The sequence below is a fragment of the Vreelandella subterranea genome, assembly GCF_900111305.1.
Classification (GTDB): Bacteria; Pseudomonadota; Gammaproteobacteria; order Pseudomonadales; family Halomonadaceae; genus Vreelandella; species Vreelandella subterranea.
Window position 1 is genome coordinate 104,269 of the sequence record NZ_FOGS01000008.1, and the last position, 20,274, is coordinate 124,542.

Consider the following 20,274-nt stretch of genomic DNA (forward strand, 5'->3'; position numbering starts at 1 on the left):
TGGTGTCACGAAATTCGGCCCATTATAACGTCTCAACGTCGTCTTGGGTGGCTCTCGGCTCAATCTGGTGGCGTTGCTGTTCCTGGTGCCACTCGATGGCTTCGTTGTGCAGATAGCGCGCGGTGGTATCCAGGCGCGAGTGGCGGGCGCTGTCGGCCAAATGCCGCAGGCTGATGCCTGCCTGGGCTTGATGGGTAATCGATGTATGGCGCAACCAGTGAGGCGTTGCCCGGCGCAACGCCTCAATGTAAACAGGGTTGCCATCAGCCGCTTCCAGTGCGCTGGCTGCTTCGCTGAAAGTCTCACGTATCAGGCGATAAAGCTGGTTATGACCAATCCCCCGCTTCTTGTCCAGGGCGCGAATGACGGGCGTATCGTCTTGATGTTCCGGCGTGGGCGAAAGCCCCAGGGCCTGCCGCCATTCGGCCAGGCATTCCAGCATGTCAGCCGGGAGAGGAATGCGGGCCATCTTATTGCCCTTGCCGACGACGGACCACCACCAGCGCCCTTCGCTTCGCTCAAAGTCACCCATACGGGCCTCGGCCATTTCACTCACCCTGGGGGCCAGCAGGTACGCAAAGCCAAAGATGAACCGCCGTCTGGCCACTTCGTAACGGTTGCGTTCGCCCTCCTCCGCTGACTGGTTAAGCCACTGCCAGAGCCACTCCCATAACTCCCGCTCCAGGTAGCGCTCTATGCGCGGCGCCTGGTTGCTCATGCGGCGTGATTTATCGCGCATCAGGCGAAACGGATTGTGGCGCACCCACCCTGCTTCAACCAGCCAGCTGAACAACCCCTGAAGAATAACCAGGCTTTGCCGACGGCTGGCCGGTGAAAGTCCACCCCGGAACGGGCGCCATTGTGGGTGATGCCGGGGCTTGGTAGGCCCCACCCAATAGGTACTTGGCTGTGGGTCGGCAAGAAACTGTTCGAAGTGACGCAGCATGTCACGGTTGACCTGGTCAAGCGTCATGTTCTGGGTATTCAGCCACAACAGCAGGCGCTCGGCTTCCCGGCGATAACACTTCCAGGTTTGCGGGCTTTCCTGGTATTCGGCGAGCCACGCCGCGACCGCCTCCACGTCCGTGCTGGCGGTAATATGCGGCAGCACGGGCGAGCCACCGAGGCTTTCCAGCGGCGATATCGGGTTGGCGATAGCGGTATTATCCCACGTTTCCATTGACGTCTCTTCTCCTCTCTCACCCTGCTATTTTCCTCTTCCCTCTTCCCTCTTCCCTCTTCTCTCTCCTCATCTTCCTTCTTGTTCGCGCCAGTTGCTGATAAGTCTGCCTTTTACCCTTTATAAATTCAAGATAATACGTGTAATCTTGAATTTATTGTATTTAAGATAAATAAATTACGTTTTACGTATTACGTAATATTGCCTTGTATCGCCACGAGAGGGATAATCACGGTCATTCCAACCCTGCAAGGAGCCCGCCAATGGCACGCAGCGGCATTCAATACCAGGATGTACAACAGGCCATCGATACACTGCTTAGCCGAGGCGATACGCCTAGCGTTCAGCGCATTCGCGAAGTACTCGGCACGGGGAGCTTTACCACCATCAGTGAACACTTTCGCCAGTGGCGACTTGACCGGGAGCAGAACCGCGATATCCCTCCTCCCAAGGGCGTACCGGAATCTGTGGTCAGTGCTGCCAGCGAACTATGGAAGGACGCCATGGAAGCGGCGCACGATGCGTTACGCCATTATCGCGAGGAAGCCGACCGCCAGGTCGAAGCGGCACAGCTCGAGGCCAGCGAGGCCGACCAGCGGGCCGCCAATGCGGAGCAGCGTGAAAGCGCCCTGGCAGAATATCTGCGTCATACAGAGACGCGCGTCGAGGCGCTTAGCCGAGACCTGGCGGCCAGCCAAGCGGATGAAGTGCAGTGGCGGACCCAGGCAAAGGAAGCGCGTGACGCAGTGGGCAAATGGCAGGCCGCCCATGAACGCGCCCAGCAAGACATAGCCGAGCGCCAGGCACAGCATGCCGATCAACTCAGCCAACAGCAGGCCGAATGGCAGGCGCGCCTGACCCAGGAAGAGCAGCGCCATGAAGCTGCCGAAGACCGGTTGATGAGCCTGCTGGACAGCGCCCGACAGGAACGGGCACAGGAAGAAAGCGCCTACCAGCAACGTCTGAAACAGGCTGATAAACGTAACGAGGCGTTGGCCGAAGAGGTTAAAACGCTGGAAAAATCAATCCATCAGTATCAGTTGGAGGCACATGCCCAGCAGCAGGCTTATCAGCAGCTGCAAGCCGCACTGGAAGACCTTCAACAGCGCCACGACGAGGTGATCAAAAAGCTTGCCAGCGCAGAAACGGCGTTAGCCGAAGAAACACGGCAACATGATGCTCGCGAAAAGGCCTGGCAGGAACAGCTTTGGTCCAGAATGGACGCCATGCAACGGCAGCTAACCGATCTGCCGACATCACTGGCGCGCGACCAGAATGGTGAGCACGAAGATAAAAATAGCCGTGACTAGACGGCTAGCATCAATGGGCGCAGACGAAAAATGCCCAGCAAGGGCTGGGCATCATCATCTTGGCGGAACGCTATTGATTAGCGATAGTAGGCGTTGGTGGTGTCCGAGTGGTCGGTCACATCGCGAATGCCGCCAAGCTCGGGAATACGCTCCATGAGCGTTTTTTCAACGCCATCCTTGAGGGTCAGGTCGACGGCCGCACAGCCCTGGCAGCCACCGCCGAAGGCCAGTACCGCCATGTTTTGCTCGGTCAGTTCGACCAGTTTGACTTCGCCGCCGTGAGAGGCCAGGCCAGGATTGATTTCGCTGTACAGGACATAGTTGACGCGGTCTTCCAGCGGACTGTCCGCGTTGACCTTGGGCATCTTGGCGTTTGGTGCCTTGATGGTCAGCTGACCGCCCATGCGGTCGGCGTTAAAGTCGACCACGGCTTCCTCAAGGAACGCCAGGCTGTTCTTGTCGAGAAACACGTTGATCTTCTCGAGTTCCAGCTTTTCGTCAGTCGGCTCTTCTTCGCCCGGGCGGCAATAGGCCAAACACGTTTCGGCGTAGGGCGTGCCCGGCTGGGTGATGAAAATGCGCACAGCGATGCCCTCGACGTTCTGCTTTTCCAGCAATTCCGCCAGATAATCCTGTGCACTGTTGGTAATATCAATACCTTGGGTATCGACCTTGGTTTCTGCTTCTGCTGTCGTGGTCATGAGGGCTGTTTTCCTCCCGTGGCAGTGGCGGCGCCACTTCACATGTCATTTTGTGTCTATGGTAAGCAAAACAGCGCGCCGACACAATCCCGACTGTTTTACTAGGCTATTTCCGGTGTATTGTTAATGGGGCCTATGGCATTCATAAACAATACATTGCTGCCCCGCCTGGCACCCTTTGTTATCATAGTGCGCCGTTGGTTCATTTGAACGGCGATTGCCGACGATAAAAAACCTTTTTTGACTGTGACGCTGGAGACATCCCCCTGCCATGGCTGCTAGTGATTTGATTGCCACCCTCTCCCAACGCCTGAATCAACGTATCCATATTCTGGATGGCGGCATGGGGACCATGTTGCAGAATGCCGAGCTGAGCGAGGAGGAGTTTCGTGGCCAGCGTTTCAGTGACTGGCCGTCGGACCTGAAAGGCAACAATGACTTGCTGGCACTGACCTGCCCCGACGTGGTGACCCGCATTCACCGCGATTATCTCAAGGCCGGTGCCGATATTATTGAAACCAACACCTTCAATAGTACCCGCCTCTCCCAGGCCGACTACGGCATGGAAGACATTGTGCCGGAGCTGAACCGCGAGTCGGCACGGCTGGCACGGGAAGTGTGTGACGCCGTTGCCGAAGAGACCGGGGTACCGCGGTATGTGGCGGGTGTGCTGGGGCCTACCTCGCGAACCGCGTCGCTGTCGCCGGATGTCAACGACCCCGCCAAACGTAACGTCACCTTCAACGAGCTGCGCGACAATTACCTTGAAGCCGCTCAGGCGCTCATTGATGGCGGCGCCGACCTGATCATGATCGAGACCATCTTCGACACCCTGAATGCCAAGGCCGCCATCTACGCCCTCGAGGAACTATTCGATACCCTGGGCAAGCGGCTGCCGGTCATGATCTCCGGCACCATCACCGATGCCTCCGGGCGAACGCTATCGGGACAAACCACCGAAGCCTTCTGGAATTCCGTTCGCCACGCCAACCCGTTTTCCGTGGGCCTTAACTGCGCGTTAGGGGCCGAAGAGCTGCGCCAGTACGTCGAAGAACTCTCCACCAAGGCTGATACCTTTGTGTCGGCCCACCCTAATGCGGGCCTGCCCAACGAATTTGGCGAATACGATCAAACACCCGAGGAAATGGCGGGCATTGTTGCCGAATTTGCCCAGAGTGGGCTGGTGAATATTATCGGCGGCTGTTGCGGCTCGACCCCGGAACACATCCGCGCCATAGCCGAAGCCGTTCATGGTCTGCCGCCCCGCGAGGTGCCGGAACGCTCCCCCGCCTGCCGATTGTCGGGCCTGGAACCGTTCAACATCGAAGCCGACTCGCTGTTTGTGAATGTCGGCGAGCGCACCAATGTGACCGGCTCGGCGCGCTTCAAGCGGTTGATCGTGGAAGAAGATTTCACCACTGCGCTGGAAGTCGCGCTGGAGCAGGTGGAAAACGGCGCCCAGATCATCGACATCAACATGGATGAGGGCATGCTGGAGTCACAGGAAGCCATGGTGCGCTTTCTGAACCTGATCGCCGGCGAGCCCGACATCGCCCGCGTGCCCATCATGATCGACTCGTCCAAATGGGAGATCATCGAAGCCGGGCTTCAGTGCGTGCAGGGCAAGGCTGTGGTCAACTCCATATCCCTCAAGGAAGGCGAAGAAGCTTTCCGCGAGCAGGCGACCAAGTGCCGCCGCTACGGGGCCGCCATCGTGGTGATGGCGTTCGACGAGGAAGGCCAGGCCGATACCTTCGCCCGCAAGACGGAGATCTGTGAGCGCGCCTACCGCCTGCTGGTGGATGAAATCGGTTTCCCGGCGGAAGATATCATTTTCGACCCCAATATTTTTGCCATTGCCACGGGGATCGAAGAGCATAACAACTACGCCGTTGATTTCATCGAGGCGTCCCAGTGGATTCGCGAACACCTGCCCCACGCCATGCTGTCCGGGGGCGTTTCCAACGTATCCTTCTCGTTCCGGGGCAATAATCCGGTACGCGAAGCGATTCACTCGGTCTTTCTGTACCACGCCATTCGTGCGGGCCTCACCATGGGGATCGTCAACGCGGGCCAGCTCGCCGTATACGATGACCTGCCTGCCGAACTGCGCGAAGCCGTTGAGGACGTGGTGCTCAACCGTCGCAGCGACGGCACCGAGCGCCTGCTGGAAATTGCCGATAACTACAAAGGCGATGGCAGCGGCGCGGCGAAAAAAGAAGACCTGGAGTGGCGCAGCTGGCCGGTCAACAAGCGTATCGAACATGCCCTTGTCAAAGGCATTACCGCGCACATCGAAGACGATACCGAACTGGCACGTGCCGAGGCGGAACGCCCCATCGAGGTCATTGAAGGGCCCTTGATGGACGGCATGAACGTGGTCGGCGACCTGTTTGGTGCAGGCAAGATGTTCCTGCCCCAGGTGGTCAAATCCGCTCGGGTCATGAAGCAGGCCGTCGCCTACCTGATTCCCTACATCGAGGCCGAAAAAAGTGCTGACACCCAGGCCAAGGGCAAGATTGTCATGGCGACGGTCAAGGGTGATGTCCACGATATCGGCAAGAATATCGTCGGCGTGGTGCTTCAGTGCAACAACTACGAGGTTATTGACCTTGGCGTAATGGTGCCCACCGAGAAAATCCTCCAGGCCGCCAAGGATCACAACGCCGATATCATCGGGCTGTCCGGTTTGATCACGCCGTCCCTGGATGAAATGGTTCACGTCGCCAAGGAAATGAAGCGTCGCGGCATGGACCTGCCGCTGCTGATTGGCGGTGCAACGACCTCGAAAGCGCATACGGCGGTTAAAATCGAACCCCAGTATGACCATCCGGTGATTTATGTGACCGATGCGTCCCGGGCCGTCGGGGTGGCCAGCCGGTTGCTTACCCCGTCCCTCAAGACGCCCTACATCGCCGAAATACGCGAAGAGTACGAAAAGGTTCGTGAACGCAATGCCAAGCGTCGCCCCAAAGCCGCCGACCTTGACTACACCCAGGCGCGCAAGCGGCGTTTCCGGACCGACTGGGCCAACTATACGCCGGTCAAACCTCACCAGTTGGGGCTGAACACCTTCGATAATTACCCGCTTGATGAGCTCGTCGAGCGGATCGACTGGACGCCCTTCTTCATGAGCTGGCAGTTGGCGGGTAAATACCCCAAGATTCTGGATGACAAGGTAGTTGGCGAGGCGGCTCGCAACCTGTTCGAAGATGCCCAGGTGATGCTGCGCAAGCTGCTTGACGAAAAGCGCGTCCAGGCAAGGGGCGTGATTGGCTTCTGGCCGGCGAATACCGTCGATGACGACGTCATTGAGGTCTACGCCGATGAATCCCGTACCGATGTCGTCGAACGACTGCATCATATCCGTCAGCAGACGACCAAAGGTCGCGACGGCATCTGCTACAGCCTGGCGGATTTCATCGCTCCCAAGGACAGCGGCAAAGCAGACTGGATTGGCGGCTTTGCGGTGACCACCGGGCACGGGGTCGATGAACTGGCCAAAGAATACGAAGCGGCGGGCGACGACTATAACGCCATCATGGTTCAGGCCCTCACCGACCGGTTGGCAGAAGCCTTTGCCGAGCGGATGCACGAGCGCGTACGCAAGGAATTCTGGGGCTACGTGCCCGAGGAGTCGCTCGATAATGACGCCTTGATTGCCGAGAAATACCAGGGTATCCGCCCGGCCCCCGGCTACCCGGCCTGCCCTGACCACACCGAGAAGGCAACGCTGTTCAGGATGCTTGACGCCACCGCCAATACCGGACTGGCGCTGACCGAAAACTTTGCCATGTGGCCTGCCGCGGCGGTATCTGGATGGTATTTCTCGCATCCGCAATCGAAATATTTTTCAACCGGCAAGATTACCCAGGATCAGGTCAAGGTATTGGCTGAACGAAAGCAAATGCCGCTTGAGGAAATGGAGCGCTGGTTGTCACCGGTGCTTTCCTACGACCCGAGCTGACTGTGCCCTACGTCGCCCACCGCCACGGCCTAGTGGTTCGTCTGGCTTGGCCGGTCATACTGGGCATGCTCTCGCAGAGCATGCTCAACCTTGTTGATGCTGCCCTGGTGGGCCGTCTAGGCGAAACGGCGCTGGCCGGTGTGGGGCTTGGCGGTTACGCCATGTTCATGATGACGGCACTGGTATTCGGCCTGTCCTCCAGCGTTCAATCCCAAACCGCCCAGCGGCTGGGCGCGGGGCATTCCGGCCTCGCCCGGCCGCTGCAGGCGGGGCTGTTGCTCGGTTTGGTCAGTGGTACATTGCTGACGCTGCTGGCATGGTGGCAGGCGCCTGCGATTATGCAGTGGCTCTCGCCGACCCCGGACGTTCACTCCGTGGCCGTCGATTATTTTCGCTGGCGAGTGCTGTCGCTGGCGGCGATTGCGCTCACCCTGTGCTTTCGCGGTTACTGGAATGGCCGTCAGTACACACGCCTGTATTTACGCATTATTGTGGCTGTCCACCTGCTTAACGTGGTGCTCAGCGCGGGATTGATTTTTGGCCTTGTCGGGCTTCCCGAGCTGGGAGCCAGTGGTGCAGGCGTTGCCACCACGCTATCGGTAGGCGTGGGGCTGCTGCTCTGGATAGGCATCACCGCCCGCCACAGCAGTGCCCTGACCTGGGCCCAGTTACGACCTGAGGCGCCGGTGCTGAGAACCACCGCCCGGCTGGCGTTGCCCCACTCGGCCCAGCAGCTTTGGTTTGCCGCTGGCTATGCCGTGCTTTTCTGGCTGCTCAGCCAGCTCGGCACCGCGAGTGTTGCCGTGGGGCACGTGCTGATCAACCTGTCGCTGTTGCTGATACTGCCGGGTGTCGGTGTCGGCGTTGCCGCGATGAGCCTGGTGGGTGAAGCTCTGGGCCGGGATGCTGAGCAAGAAGCCCACCGCTGGGGGCTGGACGCGCTCTGGGTGGCCGCGCTATTGCTGGTGATACTGGCCCTGCCCATGCTCTGGATGCCGGACAAACTGCTTGGCCTGTTTTTCAAGGCGCCAGAATTGATTAAGCTTGGCACGCTGCCCCTGCAGTTGACGGGCCTGATGATGGTCATCGACGTCGCCGCGCTGGTACTCGCTCAAGCCCTGATGGGGGCGGGCGCCCAGCGAACCGTCATGCTGTTGACGCTGAGCCTGCAATGGCTGCTTTTTTTACCGCTGGCCTGGTGGGTCGGCGTTAGTCTGGGCTATGGGCTGCTCGGCATTTGGCTAATGCAGCTGATGTATCGCATCATTAACTCAGCCGCGTTTTTCTGGATATGGCAACGCCGCCGGTGGGCGACGTCGCTAGCGTAAATACTGTCTCAAATACTGGCTCAAATACGGGTCTAAATACCATTTTGAGATAAAAAGATAATTATATATTCTTTTGTAGAATATGATGCCCGCGTTATGGTGGCGACACTGATTCGTCCCGTTTCAACGTGACAACTTCGCTTTAGCAGGACCGTGCCCCATGTATCGTTATGATATTCATGACCAAACGCTGGTAGATGAGCGCGTCGCTCAATTCCGCGATCAAATGGATCGCTACCGCGACGGGCGTTTGGGAGAAGAAGAGTTTCGTCCACTGCGTTTGCAGAATGGCCTCTACATCCAGCGCCATGCCCCCATGCTGCGGATTGCGATCCCTTACGGCATGCTGGCTGGCCATCAGCTGCGGGCGCTCGGGGATATTACCCGTCGCTACGACCGCGGCTACGGCCACTTCACCACGCGGCAGAACCTGCAGCTCAACTGGCCTGCCCTGGAAGATGTGCCGGATATCCTGGCAGATCTGGCGAAAGTCCAGATGCACGCCATCCAGACCAGCGGCAACTGCATTCGCAATACCACCAGCGACCAGTTTGCCGGTATTGCCAACGATGAAGTTGAAGACCCGCGCCCCTGGTGCGAGCTGATCCGCCAGTGGTCGACGCTGCACCCTGAATTCGCCTATCTGCCGCGCAAGTTCAAGATCGCCGTCAGCGGTGCTTCCCAGGACCGCGCGGCCATCCAGGTTCACGATATCGGCCTGCGTCTGTGGTACAACGAGGCAGGCGAATTGCGCGTCAGAGTCCTTGCGGGTGGTGGTCTGGGCCGTACGCCGATGATCGGCGACGTGGTACGCGACGACCTGCCCTGGCAGCACCTGCTGACCTATCTGGAAGCGTGCGTCCGTGTGTACAACCAGTTCGGGCGTCGCGACAACAAGTTCAAGGCCCGGATCAAGATTCTGGTCAAGGCGCTGGGGATCGAAGAGTACCGCCGTCGCGTCGAGGAAGAGTGGGCGCATTTGAAAGATGGCCCTCAGACGCTCAATGCTGCCGCGGTCGAAGCCGCAAAGAGCCACTTCCCCGAGCCGGATCGTCGCGCCGTGGATGAAACCGCGGTGGCAGCTTATGAGCGTCTTCGTCAGGAAAACCGTGGCTTTGCGCGTTTCGTGACCAATAACGTCACCGACCACAAGGTCTACGGTTATAAAGCCGTGACGCTATCGCTCAAGCGCTGCGAGCACGCCCCCGGCGATGTGACGGCTGACCAGATGGACGCCATCGCTGATCTTGCCGACCGCTACAGCTTCGGGGAAGTCCGCGTGACCCATGAGCAGAACCTGGTGCTCTCCGACGTCCCGGTGGACGAGCTGGAAGCCCTGTGGCAAGAGCTCGAAACGCTGGGCATGGCCAACCCGACGGTGGGTACGCTCAACGATATCATCTGCTGCCCTGGCGGCGATTACTGCAGCCTGGCCAATGCCGTGTCGATTCCCATCGCCCAGGCCTTGCAGGAACGCTTTGAAGACCTGGATTTCCTTTACGACCTGGGGCCGCTGGATCTGAATATTTCCGGCTGCATGAATGCCTGTGGCCACCACCACGTGGGCCATATCGGCATTCTGGGCGTCGATAAAAAGGGCGAGGAGTACTACCAGGTATCGATTGGCGGCAACTCGACCGACGATGCCTCATTGGGCAAGATTCTTGGCCCCTCCTTCTTCCGTGAAGACGTCCCAGGGGTTGTCGAGAAAGTGCTGGAAGTCTACGTGGCCCAGCGCCATGAAGATGAACGCTTCCTGGATACTTATCGCCGTATTGGACTGAAACCCTTCAAGGAGCGTGTTTATGCCGCCTAATGACAAGCAGGCCGAGGCGGTTGAGATGACGCCGGTTCATGCCGATCACCTGATCGCCAATGGCGAACTGGCAGCGGAAAACGCCTGGTGCGTGTCTTATGACACAGAGGCGCTGCCCGAGCAGCGCCCTGCCTTTGTCCCCCTGGCGCTCTGGAAAGCGCATCAGGAAGACACCGAACTGGCACCGCTGCTGGCAAGCGATTGCGAACTGACGGTGACCCTGGCCGATGAGCTCCGTTCGGCCCCGGCAATCGCCATTCATTTTCCGGCATTCACCGACGGCCGTGGCTACACCCTTGCTCGGTTGCTGCGCGAGCGCTTTGGCTATCAGGGCGAAGTGCGTGCGGTAGGCGATGTGCTGGTCGACCAGCTGGAATACATGCGCCGCTGTGGCTTTACCGCCATGGCGCTTCGCGATGACCAGCATCCCGAGGATGCCCTGCGGGCGCTGAGTTTTTTCAGCGTGCGCTACCAGCCGGATGTCGAAGAACGCCAGGCACTGTTTGAAAAACGCCTTAACGCTCACCATTGAGCGCATCATAGCGAACCAGCCAAAGGGGCAGCCATGCGGCTGCCCCTTTTCGTTGACGGCTAATTCATGGCTGGCTAGCCACGACGTTTTTGCTGCCGTTCACGGTTGTTGGCTTTGGCGCGATCGCTCTTGCGTAGCATGACCCAGGTAGCCCCCAGCCCGCCTTCCGAGGGCTGGGCGGAGATATAGGCCTGTACTTCGTCAAACTGGATCAGCCATTTGCCAATATAGGAACGTAATACATTGGCGGGGCTGTCGATCTCACACCCTCGGCCGTGGACGATCAGTACCGAGCGCAGGTCGTGCGCGTAGGCATCCTGAATAAAAGGAAACACCAGCCTACGGCACTCGGCCAGAGGCCGCCTGAGCAGATGAAGCTGTGCCTGAACCGGGTAGCCGCCGTGCTTGAGTTTATCGACCACCCCCTGCTGGATCCCCTCGCGGCGGTACTCGATGGGGTCAAAGGGCGGTATCAGGTCGACAAAATCATCGGATAGAAAGTTGTGCTCATCAATCTCTGCTTCAGCGCGTTCGCGCCTTGCCAGCTGCGCCTCGGAAGGACGCTTGCGCGCATCACCGGTATCCGCCCGATTTTTCTGCGCTAGCGGCTTCACGTCGCCCACAAGCGCCCGAAAGTCGGTCTCATCACGAAGTGGCTGGTTCATGGCAGGCTCTCCGACAGGATATGGCTTTTATCCTACCAAACCCGCACCGATTGCTTAAGCGTCTTGTTACGCTTGTGTTCCACGCTGACGCACGCCACCCTACGCTTTCTGCCTGCTGCATAAGGAAACACCATGGCCTGGGTCAAACGCCTACTGGCGCTATGTGCAATACTGCTGCTGGGCCTTGCCGGGTGGCTGTGGCTGACCATGCTCAGCCCGTGGTTTTATGAGCGCCCCGACGATCTTGCGGATATCGAACAGCGCACACACCAGGTGTTTGTCTACGGCACGCTGCGCTATGCGCCGGTTCGCTGGGTGGTGATGGGCGGTTCGGGCGACCCTGAGCCAGCCACGCTTGAAGGCCATCAGCGCAACGGGCTTGATTTATCGCCTTCGCCTGGCAGCCAGGTGAAAGGGCTTCGCCTGAGCGTCACCGCCGATCAACTCGCTCGCCTGGATCGCTATGAACGCCTGGGGGTTCGCTACGAGCGGGTGGAGAAGCAGCTTGCCGATGGCACCCGTGCCTGGGTCTATCAGCGGCTACCCAATGCGCAGGGTATGCGTTTGTCGTTACCCGCTGCCCACATTGCTCTGGTACCCTAAGAGAATAATCTGCTTGGAGTGACTATGTCCGGTTCATTGCCCTATGTCTTGATACTTTATTATTCGCGCTCGGGTGCCACCGCCACCATGGCTCAGCAGATGGCCGCCGGCGTGGAGCAAGTGGCAGGCATCGAGGCGCGCCTGCGCACTGTGCCGCCGGTTTCCCCCACCTGCGAAGCGACATCGCCAGAAATTCCGGAGGAAGGTGCGATTTATGCCGAGCTCGACGACCTCCGTCACTGTAGTGGCCTGGCACTGGGCAGCCCGACCCGGTTTGGCAACATGGCATCACCGCTCAAATATTTCCTTGATACCACCAGCAGCCTTTGGATCAATGGCGCCCTGATCGACAAGCCGGCTACTGCCTTCACCTCGAGCTCGAGCCTGCATGGCGGGCAGGAAGCGACGCTGTTGACCATGCTGGTTCCGCTGCTCCACCACGGCATGGTCTACGCGGGCGTGCCCTATAGCGCCACCGAGCTGCTGGCCACACAGACCGGTGGCACGCCCTATGGGTCAAGCCACCTGGCAGGGCCACGGAGCGACCGCTCAGTCGATGAACACGAGCGCGCCTTGTGTGTCGCTCAGGGCAAGCGCCTGGCCAAACTCGCGTTGGCAATGCGGACAATGCGCGAGGAGGCGCCATGAAGCAGTGGCTGGAGCGCGTTGAGCAACGCCACGGCGTTGATCTTCTCACCTTTCGAGCGCGGCAATGGGTATTGGCAAGTTTTGGCCTGTTGCTGATAATGATGTTGTTGCGTGGTTTCATGGTCCAGGACGCGGCCTTCAGTTGGCGCCCCATGGCAGCCTTTGTGCTCCCTCTGGTCCTGTTTTTGCCTTCCATTATCGGAAGGCGTCCGCGGGGCCACGCCTGGTTGGCGTTTGTCAGCCTGCTGTATTTCAGCCAGGGTGTCATGGTGGCTACCCTTCCAGCACAAGCCTTGCGTGGCGTCGCCGAGGCCGTCCTGTCACTGGCTTTGTTTACCGGCTGCATGGCCTATGCACGGTTCCGCAGCCGCCAAATACGTGCTCAGGGCTAATCAAGACTTGAGCTTTGCTACCACACCCGACACCATGTGAAAAATTCTTGATGGAGAGCCTAGCAATGGCACGCGACATAGCGGATATCAGGCGTGATTATGAAGGTGGCCTACTCGATGAATCCCAGGTCCCTGATGATCCCCTCGTGTTGTTTGATGAATGGTTCAGTCTGGCTATCGAGCAGGAAGGACGAGACAGCAATGCCATGACGCTGGCAAGCGTCGACAGCCAGGGGCGCCCTCATGCGCGCGTGGTCCTGTTGAAAGGGTTCGACGAGCGCGGCATGGTGTTTTACACCAATTACCATAGCCACAAGGGCAGCGAACTCAACAATGTGCCCTACGCAGCGCTTACCTTCTGGTGGCCATCGATTTCCCGCCAGGTGCGCATTGAGGGCGCCGTCGAGCAGGTGGCCGCTGAAGAGTCCGACGCGTATTTCGCCAGCCGCCCACGTGGCAGCCAGTTAGGTGCCTGGATTGCCACCCAGAGCGTGGTGATACCCGACCGTAACTGGATTGAAGAGCGGCAGAAGCGTTTTGAGCAAGCCTATGAGGGGCAGGAAATTCCGCGTCCCAACCATTGGGGCGGCTACCGCGTGAATCCTGACATGATCGAATTCTGGCAGGGCCAACCCAGTCGCCTGCACGACCGCATACGCTATGAACGTCGCGAAGGCGGCGAGTGGAACTCTTTCCGCATGGCGCCCTGAAGATTCCCTCCGGCTGGCCAATGCAGCAGGCTGGCTGGCCATGGCTTGTACGCGTCTAGTCCGGCAAGCTTTCCAGCCGGTGGCGCTGCCACTCGCTTTCGGGCTCGTTGAGCCGCATGATGGCATCGATCACCTGCTCTTCCATGTTGTAACGGCAAGTGAAGCCCAGGTGCTTCATCAAGGCCCGCATGGGATGATTATCCGGCATGATTTTACCCACCATTTCCAGGGTGCCAATGTGGGTGCAGTAGGCGATCATTTTTTTCATCAGCAGGCTGCCGATCCCCAAGCCCTGCATGTCGTCGCGAATAATGACCGAAAATTCCGTTCGAATGTTATCCGGGTCATTCCAGACACGCACCACCCCGAGCATCTCCTTGCTGCCATCATCACGCTGATGTTCGGCAATAAACGCCATCTGACGGTCGTAATTGATGTGCGACAGCACCGACAGATCACGCTGGGTTAAATCCGACTTGTTATGAAAATAACGGAAGCGAATGCTTTCTTCGGAAAGCTGGCGGTGAAAGTTGGTAATCAAGGGCGCGTCTTCAGCACGAATCGGCCGCACCTCGACCTGCCAGCCGTTTTTCAGCGTCAGCCATTCACGCAGTTCTTCCGGGTAAGGCATGATGGCGAAGCGTGCTGGGGGGCCGAGATCCATGGCAAAGTCGACGGCCAGCATGCCATCGCGGTTGAGCAGCAACGGGTTCAGTTCAAGCCCGCGCAGCTCGCCCAGGTCCGAGGCCATTTGCGACAGCTTTACCAGCAGCTGGCATAGGTGCTGGGTATCCCGGTCGGGGTCTGACGAGTGTTCGCGTATCAACGATGCCGCGTGGGTGCGATTAACCACATCCGCTGCCAGGCTCATGTTGAGAGGCGGTAAAGCGACTTGGCGGTCAGCGAGCACATTGACTTTATAGCCGCCAATGCCGAACACGATCAGCGGGCCGAATACCGGGTCCCGGGTAATGCCCGCGCACACCTGCATGGAATGTTTGCCGCGTTGCATGGGCTGCAGGCAGTATTCGTGAATCGCGTACTCGGGGTACTTTTCGTTCACCTTTTCGCCCAGTTGGCGAACGCCATCCGCCACCTGCTCGGGCGTTTCAAGATCCTGAAGCAGTCCCGCCGAGATCTTATGCGGGTGCTTGCGATAGCGATAAGGGCGGCAATTGCCCTCATGAACCACTTTAAGCGCTTTGGGACCTTCAATCTTTGCGGCAATGTCCAGCGCCTGTTCGGCACTGGTGAGATAATAGCTGGTGGCTGCAGGAATGCCGTAAGCCTCGAGCACTTGGGCCGTTTCCGAGTGGCTTAACGTCTGACGGCCCTCCGCCTTCGCCTCACTGATCAATGTCCGGCACTCCGCACGAATCTCGGCGCTGGTGGAAAACGGCAGGCTGGGCGGTGTTTCCTGAAGCAACTGCTGAACGCGCTGGTAGTCCACCATATGCATGAAAGCTTTCACCGCCTTCTCGGGTGAAATATAGGTGGGAATACCGGCCAGGTTGCATTCGTGGCGGGCATTCAGCGCCTCCTTGAGCCCCATCCAACTGGTCAACAGATTGCGACGGAAGGCCTTGCGGTTGGCAATCAACGCTTGTGCGGTGACCAGCGAAGGCGCTAGGCGCGTTGGCGCATGCACCACGAGTACCGCATCCACATTGGCATCTGCGGCGACAATTTTCAGCGCTTCGACAAACCGCTCGGGGGTGGCGTTGCCACCCAGGTCGACGGGGTTTTCACCGGGTTTGCTGAAATCGACCTGGCTTTGATGCAGCGCCTGCTGCGTTTCATCGCTGAACTCGGCCAGCTTGCCCCCGGCGCTGACCAGCTTGTCGATGGCCAGCATGGCAGGGCCCAAACCGTTAGACACCACCGCCAGGCGGTCACCCCGCAAGGGTTTCATGCGCGAAAGCGTTTCCAGGGCATCCAGCAGCTCGTCGGAGTCGTCGACACGCACTACCCCGGCGCGTGAGAAAGCCGCGTCAAACACGACATCGCGATTGGCAATACCCGGCGTCGGGGCCATGCCGGAAATATCCGAGGCAAAGGTTCGCCCGCTCTTGATCGCCAGCACGAGCCGGTTTCTCGAGGCGTCGCGTACCGCGGTCATAAAATGCTGCGCATCGGAAATCCGCTCGAGATGGAGCAGAATCGCCTGCGCTGGCGAAAACTGGTTCACGTAATCGATCAGATCCGGCAATAGCACATCAACACTATCACCCACGGTAATCAGGTGCGAAAACCCCACATCGCGCCCGGCCGCCCAATCGATCATGGCGTTGGCCAACATGCCTGACTGTCCAAGATACGCCACCCGGCCCGCCTTGACCGGCTGACTGGCATAGGAGGCGTTGAGTTTTTTTGCCGGCACGATCAGGCCCATGCATTCAGGCCCCAGCACACGGATGCCGGATTCTCGGGCAGCCTTTAGCATGCGCTCGCGTATCGAGCCTTTATTGCCCGTATCGCGGTCCAGATAAGCGCCCCCGGACAGTACCAGGGCGGCTTTTACCCCAAACTTGCCCAACTGGTTGATCAATTTGGGCACCCCGTCAATGGGCGAGCAGATGATGGCGAGGTCGGGCACCTCAGGCAAGTCGTCAACCCGCTTGACACAAGGGTCACCGAAGACCTGATCATAGCCTTTCAGATTCACTGCCCAACGCTGCCCCTTGAATCCACCTTCATGGATATTGCGTAGGACCAGGCCCCCAAGCGACGCCGGGTTCTCGGACGCGCCAATGACGGCAAGCGTGCGGGGTTCAAAGAAATGGTGCAAAAAACGTGTGCTCACGTTTGCCTCTCCTGGAACGGTGCAGGGCGATGTAAGACTTATGGACACTGTCGCGTATCAGCGTCTCGCGATTAAGGTGATACCAGCTACCATGGAGCGCTTGAATGATCACTGCCTACCTTACCCACCCCGACTGTTCATTGCATCATATGGGGCCGGAACATCCTGAAAACCCTCAGCGACTGGAAGCGATTCGAGCGCGTCTAGCATTATCGGGATTATTACAGCAAACCATGCAGGCCGATGCCAAGGAAGCGGATGACGCGGCACTCAACCGGGTGCACGCCACGCGTCATCTTGACGCCCTTAGCAAATGCCTGCCCGAGCAAGGCATCGTATCGCTTGATGGCGACACCTTGATGAACCCGGACAGCCTGAAAGCGGCTCGTTTTGCTGCCGGTGCGGTGGTCAAAGGGGTCGACCAGGTCTTCAAGCGCCAAGCCGATAACGTATTTTGCGCAGTTCGCCCGCCCGGGCATCATGCCGAAGCCGCCGAGGCGATGGGGTTTTGCTTTTACAACAACATTGCCGTCGGCGCGGCCTATGCAAGGGAACGTTACGGTGCCCAGCGTATTGCCATCCTGGATTTTGACGTCCACCAGTGCAACGGCACGATCGATATTTTCAAGAATGACCCCGATGTGCTGATCTGTACCAGCTTCCAGTATCCCTTCTACCCATGGCGATATTTACGTAGCGAATGGCAAAACGTGGTCAATACGCCCCTGGAAGTCGGCACGCAAGGCGCCGAATTCCGTCGCCTGATTGAGAGCCAATGGCTACCGGCGCTGCACCGCTTCAAGCCTGATCTGGTGATGATATCCGCTGGGTTCGATGCCCACCGTGATGACCCCATGGGCGATGTGTGTCTGGCAGACGAGGACTTCTACTGGGTCACGCACATGGCGATGGAAATTGCCACCCTGTATGCCGATAACCGCCTGGTTTCCTCGTTAGAGGGTGGGTATAACCCGACCTCGCTGGCAAGTGGCGTGGAAGCCCATCTGAGAGCCTTGCTAGGCTTGCCCTTTGCTTTGGGCTAACCACAGGGCCACGTATCGATTCCACAAGCAAGGGCCACCGTGGCGCTGTCTGTCAGTGCACGCGGGGAAGGCCCGAGCTAAACCGATATAATGCCCGAAAAGTCTCAAAGCCGGAAAAGTCTCAAAGACAGTTGGTGGGCTTGGGAAGTCCCGCAATGCGCGCTACCACCTTGGCGGTACTGCCAGGAAAGAGCCGCATCAGATAAATCGAACGGCCTTTGTCACTACCCAGCGCCTGCTGAGTGGCCTTGACGAGCGGCCGCATCGCCGGTGCCATTTCGTAACGGCGATAGAAACCGCGCGCCAAGTGGATGATTTCCCAGTGCTCGGACGTCAATTCGATACCTTCATCGTCTGCCAACTGGGTCGCCACCGCTTCCGACCAGTCACTCATGTCGACGAGATACCCTTCTGGATCCAGATCCAGCGTTACGTTAGCTTCGGTGTTCTCCATCAGTGTACTCACTGTTGCCTATCAGCTGTTCAATACCAGGTGACCGACTGTAGATGTTGCTCGGTCAACGCTACGAACCCGTCCATATCCACCGTTGACAACCCATGGGTTGCCGCGATGCTTGAGAGCCCTCTGGCGACGAGGTCTTCTTCAAGCAAAAATACCGCGTAGTCATTCTGCGTCCAGCAGTGTAGATCCGGGTCAAGCGTCGCCGTCACGCCTGCCTCGGTCAGCAACAGCGTATCCCCCGCCTGAATGGCCTGCTCGACCTGCCGGGGGACCTCGCTCGTGGGTGGGGTTGTCAAAATATGCAGGATCATGAAACACCCTAGAAGTTGAGGATCGGGCGGTTTTGGCTAAATAATGCTTTGACCTGCCTCTCACTGAGCGGTGTTACACCATCGACAAGCGCTTCGAGAGGCAGCTTCAGGTCATCGAGCACTCGCTGGGGGACATTCAACTGATCGATATCATACATCTCGAGCATGTCGATGGTCGGCAGACTGGCCTTCTGCCCCGGGGCGCCGGCCTGCTGTTCCCTGCACAATGCCAACGCACCCTGCCCCATGAACAGCAGCCTGACGGATTGTCCAAAGGCGGCGCCAACCAGAGCGGCGTCTAGTCCCTCACGCAGCCAGTTCGAATCATGGGGGGCATGACGAATGATCACCAGCAGGTCTTCTGATTCACGCATGGGCGGCCTCAACTGGCAAAGGTAATCAAACGGTCGCAGCGCTGTTGCAGCGTCAGCAACTGGCCAAGCCCGGTCAACTCGAAGGGCGCTTCCAGGTTGAAGGCATCATGGCCATGGCGGGATGCTTCAGATTGACTGATGACACCACGCCTCAGCGCAGCAGCGATACATACATCCAGGGCTACATCGTGCTCTTTATGAAGCGCCTTCCAGGCGTCGCGCAGGTTCAGCTCGTCCTGCGGCGGGGTCATTAGCATTGACGCATTATGAACACCGTCGTGATAGAAGAAAACGCCAACGAGCCGATGCCCCCTTGCCAGCACCGCATGGGCAAACCTGAGCGCCGAATGAGGCGCCGGTTGGCTATAGGGGGCTCCCATGACTAACAGTCCGTAATCCATTGCCCTTACCTATCGTGGTGTGGGTAACCTATCGTGGTGTGGCAAATGATATCGCGCACATAATAAAAAAACAGACCCTAATGATAGGGCCTGTTGAGACTTACTGCTCTGCGTAACGCCAGATGGGTTAATCGTTGCTCATGAAGCCCAGCAGCGACAGCAGGCTGATAAACAGGTTGTAGATAGAGACGAAGAGCGTGATGGTCGCCAGAATATAGTTCGTCTCACCCTGGCGATGGATGATTTCACTGGTCTGGTAAAGAATGGCCGCTGAAGAAAAGAGCACGAAGCCAGCCGACACCATTAGCGACAGCGCGGGAATGTTGAAAATCAACGCCGCCACCATTGCGAGCACCAGCACGATCGCACCGGCCACCATGAAATTGGCCAGGAAGCCAAAATCTTTCTTGGTTATCAGGGCGACGGCTGAAAGACCGATGAAGGTGATGCCGGTCATGGCCAGGGCATTCATGATCAAGGCGCCGCCATTGGGCAATGCCAGGTAGGCGGACAGTATCGGCCCCAGGGTGAAGCCCATAAAGCCCGTAAAGGCAAACGTAGACAGCAGCCCTAGCGCTGAGTTGGCCGTTTTATGGACCAGGAACATCAACCCATAGGCACCAATGAAGAACACGAAGATGTTCAGTTGCTGAACGCCCATTGCGACCGAGGCGCCTGCGGTGACCGCAGAGAAAAGCAGCGTCATCGCCAGCAACGCGTAGGTGTTACGCAGCACTTTGTTGGTGCTAACCGAATTGGCGACACCGCCAGAGGCTGATTGCGCAATATGTGAGTCGTTGTAACTCATGTGTTCATGCTCCGTAATGATCTATCAAACAATTGACCAGCATGCCGTTCCCAAGTTCCAGACGCAAGTCTTTGTGTTACACGCTCTTCGCCTTTCGTGATTGGATATTCAATCCTGTATCATTTTAGCAAGCGTTAGCGTTGAACCGGAAATCGCCGTTGTAAACTACGAAGTCGGTATTTATTGGCCGCACAACACCTCCTTTAACCTTTCGGAGCC

Annotated in this window: 19 protein-coding genes; 10 read left to right on the top strand and 9 right to left on the bottom strand. The window is 58.4% G+C overall.

The genetic code is table 11. The annotated features are described in order from the left end of the window. Positions 1 to 22 precede the first annotated feature (22 nt). Positions 23 to 1,180, bottom strand: a complete 1,158-nt coding sequence (locus BMX75_RS12670; RefSeq protein WP_092828476.1) for a tyrosine-type recombinase/integrase — start codon at positions 1,178 to 1,180, stop codon at positions 23 to 25. Positions 1,181 to 1,443: 263 nt separating this feature from the next. Between BMX75_RS12670 and BMX75_RS12675 the strand changes: the two genes are divergently transcribed. Then, a complete protein-coding gene (locus BMX75_RS12675) occupies positions 1,444 to 2,490 on the top strand; it encodes a DNA-binding protein (RefSeq protein WP_092828478.1) in 1,047 nt (348 codons plus the stop codon). Positions 2,491 to 2,567: 77 nt separating this feature from the next. Here BMX75_RS12675 and nfuA read toward each other — a convergent pair whose 3' ends face one another. Next, on the bottom strand, positions 2,568 to 3,191 hold the full coding sequence (gene nfuA / locus BMX75_RS12680) for a Fe-S biogenesis protein NfuA (protein ID WP_066320581.1): 624 nt from the start codon (positions 3,189 to 3,191) through the stop codon (positions 2,568 to 2,570). A gap of 271 nt (positions 3,192 to 3,462) precedes the next feature. Between nfuA and metH the strand changes: the two genes are divergently transcribed. The 4 genes from metH (at position 3,463) to BMX75_RS12700 (ending at position 10,834) form a co-directional block, all read left to right on the top strand. Continuing rightward, on the top strand, positions 3,463 to 7,158 hold the full coding sequence (metH, locus tag BMX75_RS12685) for a methionine synthase (protein WP_092828480.1): 3,696 nt from the start codon (positions 3,463 to 3,465) through the stop codon (positions 7,156 to 7,158). A 2-nt stretch (positions 7,159 to 7,160) separates the two neighbouring features. After that, on the top strand, positions 7,161 to 8,486 hold the full coding sequence (locus BMX75_RS12690; protein ID WP_245748542.1) for an MATE family efflux transporter: 1,326 nt from the start codon (positions 7,161 to 7,163) through the stop codon (positions 8,484 to 8,486). 160 nt (positions 8,487 to 8,646) lie between these two features. Continuing rightward, positions 8,647 to 10,302, top strand: a complete 1,656-nt coding sequence (locus BMX75_RS12695; protein WP_092828482.1) for a nitrite/sulfite reductase — start codon at positions 8,647 to 8,649, stop codon at positions 10,300 to 10,302. Further along, positions 10,292 to 10,834 carry a DUF934 domain-containing protein gene (locus BMX75_RS12700; RefSeq protein WP_092828484.1) on the top strand — a complete coding sequence of 181 codons (543 nt, stop codon included), beginning with the start codon at positions 10,292 to 10,294 and terminating at the stop codon, positions 10,832 to 10,834. Before BMX75_RS12695 ends, BMX75_RS12700 begins: the two co-directional genes overlap by 11 nt. Positions 10,835 to 10,908: 74 nt before the next feature. Here BMX75_RS12700 and smrA read toward each other — a convergent pair whose 3' ends face one another. Continuing rightward, positions 10,909 to 11,499, bottom strand: coding sequence for a DNA endonuclease SmrA (smrA, locus tag BMX75_RS12705; protein WP_092828486.1), 591 nt, complete (start codon positions 11,497 to 11,499; stop codon positions 10,909 to 10,911). Between the two features lie 132 nt (positions 11,500 to 11,631). Here smrA and BMX75_RS12710 point away from each other — a divergent pair, with 132 nt between their 5' ends. From BMX75_RS12710 to pdxH, 4 genes are all read left to right on the top strand, one after another. Continuing rightward, positions 11,632 to 12,102 carry a gamma-glutamylcyclotransferase family protein gene (locus BMX75_RS12710; RefSeq protein WP_092828488.1) on the top strand — a complete coding sequence of 157 codons (471 nt, stop codon included), beginning with the start codon at positions 11,632 to 11,634 and terminating at the stop codon, positions 12,100 to 12,102. A gap of 24 nt (positions 12,103 to 12,126) precedes the next feature. Further along, positions 12,127 to 12,750 (top strand): NAD(P)H:quinone oxidoreductase, encoded by a 624-nt coding sequence (gene wrbA / locus BMX75_RS12715; RefSeq protein ID WP_066320591.1) that lies wholly within the window; start codon positions 12,127 to 12,129, stop codon positions 12,748 to 12,750. Beyond that, complete coding sequence (locus BMX75_RS12720) at positions 12,747 to 13,142, top strand: DUF2069 domain-containing protein (RefSeq protein ID WP_092828490.1); 396 nt, start codon at positions 12,747 to 12,749, stop codon at positions 13,140 to 13,142. Before wrbA ends, BMX75_RS12720 begins: the two co-directional genes overlap by 4 nt. Before the next feature lie 65 nt (positions 13,143 to 13,207). Beyond that, complete coding sequence (gene pdxH / locus BMX75_RS12725) at positions 13,208 to 13,852, top strand: pyridoxamine 5'-phosphate oxidase (RefSeq protein WP_092828492.1); 645 nt, start codon at positions 13,208 to 13,210, stop codon at positions 13,850 to 13,852. A 55-nt stretch (positions 13,853 to 13,907) separates the two neighbouring features. On the opposite strand, the gene BMX75_RS12730 is transcribed toward pdxH, so the two are convergent. Further along, complete coding sequence (locus tag BMX75_RS12730; protein WP_092828494.1) at positions 13,908 to 16,655, bottom strand: bifunctional acetate--CoA ligase family protein/GNAT family N-acetyltransferase; 2,748 nt, start codon at positions 16,653 to 16,655, stop codon at positions 13,908 to 13,910. 104 nt (positions 16,656 to 16,759) lie between these two features. On the opposite strand from BMX75_RS12730, the gene BMX75_RS12735 reads away from it, so the two are divergent. Then, positions 16,760 to 17,698, top strand: coding sequence for a histone deacetylase family protein (locus BMX75_RS12735; protein ID WP_092828496.1), 939 nt, complete (start codon positions 16,760 to 16,762; stop codon positions 17,696 to 17,698). Positions 17,699 to 17,819: 121 nt separating this feature from the next. Here the strand turns inward: BMX75_RS12735 and BMX75_RS12740 are convergent, their stop codons facing one another. The 5 genes from BMX75_RS12740 to BMX75_RS12760 form a co-directional block, all read right to left on the bottom strand. Next, complete coding sequence (locus BMX75_RS12740; RefSeq protein ID WP_092828498.1) at positions 17,820 to 18,152, bottom strand: TusE/DsrC/DsvC family sulfur relay protein; 333 nt, start codon at positions 18,150 to 18,152, stop codon at positions 17,820 to 17,822. Positions 18,153 to 18,181: 29 nt separating this feature from the next. After that, a complete protein-coding gene (gene tusB / locus BMX75_RS12745; protein WP_092828500.1) occupies positions 18,182 to 18,472 on the bottom strand; it encodes a sulfurtransferase complex subunit TusB in 291 nt (96 codons plus the stop codon). A gap of 8 nt (positions 18,473 to 18,480) precedes the next feature. Continuing rightward, positions 18,481 to 18,846, bottom strand: a complete 366-nt coding sequence (locus tag BMX75_RS12750; protein WP_092828502.1) for a DsrE family protein — start codon at positions 18,844 to 18,846, stop codon at positions 18,481 to 18,483. Positions 18,847 to 18,854: 8 nt separating this feature from the next. Further along, the gene (gene tusD / locus BMX75_RS12755; protein WP_066320602.1) at positions 18,855 to 19,247 is read right to left on the bottom strand and encodes a sulfurtransferase complex subunit TusD; all 393 of its coding nucleotides are present in this window, start codon (positions 19,245 to 19,247) and stop codon (positions 18,855 to 18,857) included. 127 nt (positions 19,248 to 19,374) lie between these two features. Continuing rightward, positions 19,375 to 20,055 carry a Bax inhibitor-1/YccA family protein gene (locus tag BMX75_RS12760; RefSeq protein ID WP_066320603.1) on the bottom strand — a complete coding sequence of 227 codons (681 nt, stop codon included), beginning with the start codon at positions 20,053 to 20,055 and terminating at the stop codon, positions 19,375 to 19,377. Positions 20,056 to 20,274 lie beyond the last annotated feature (219 nt).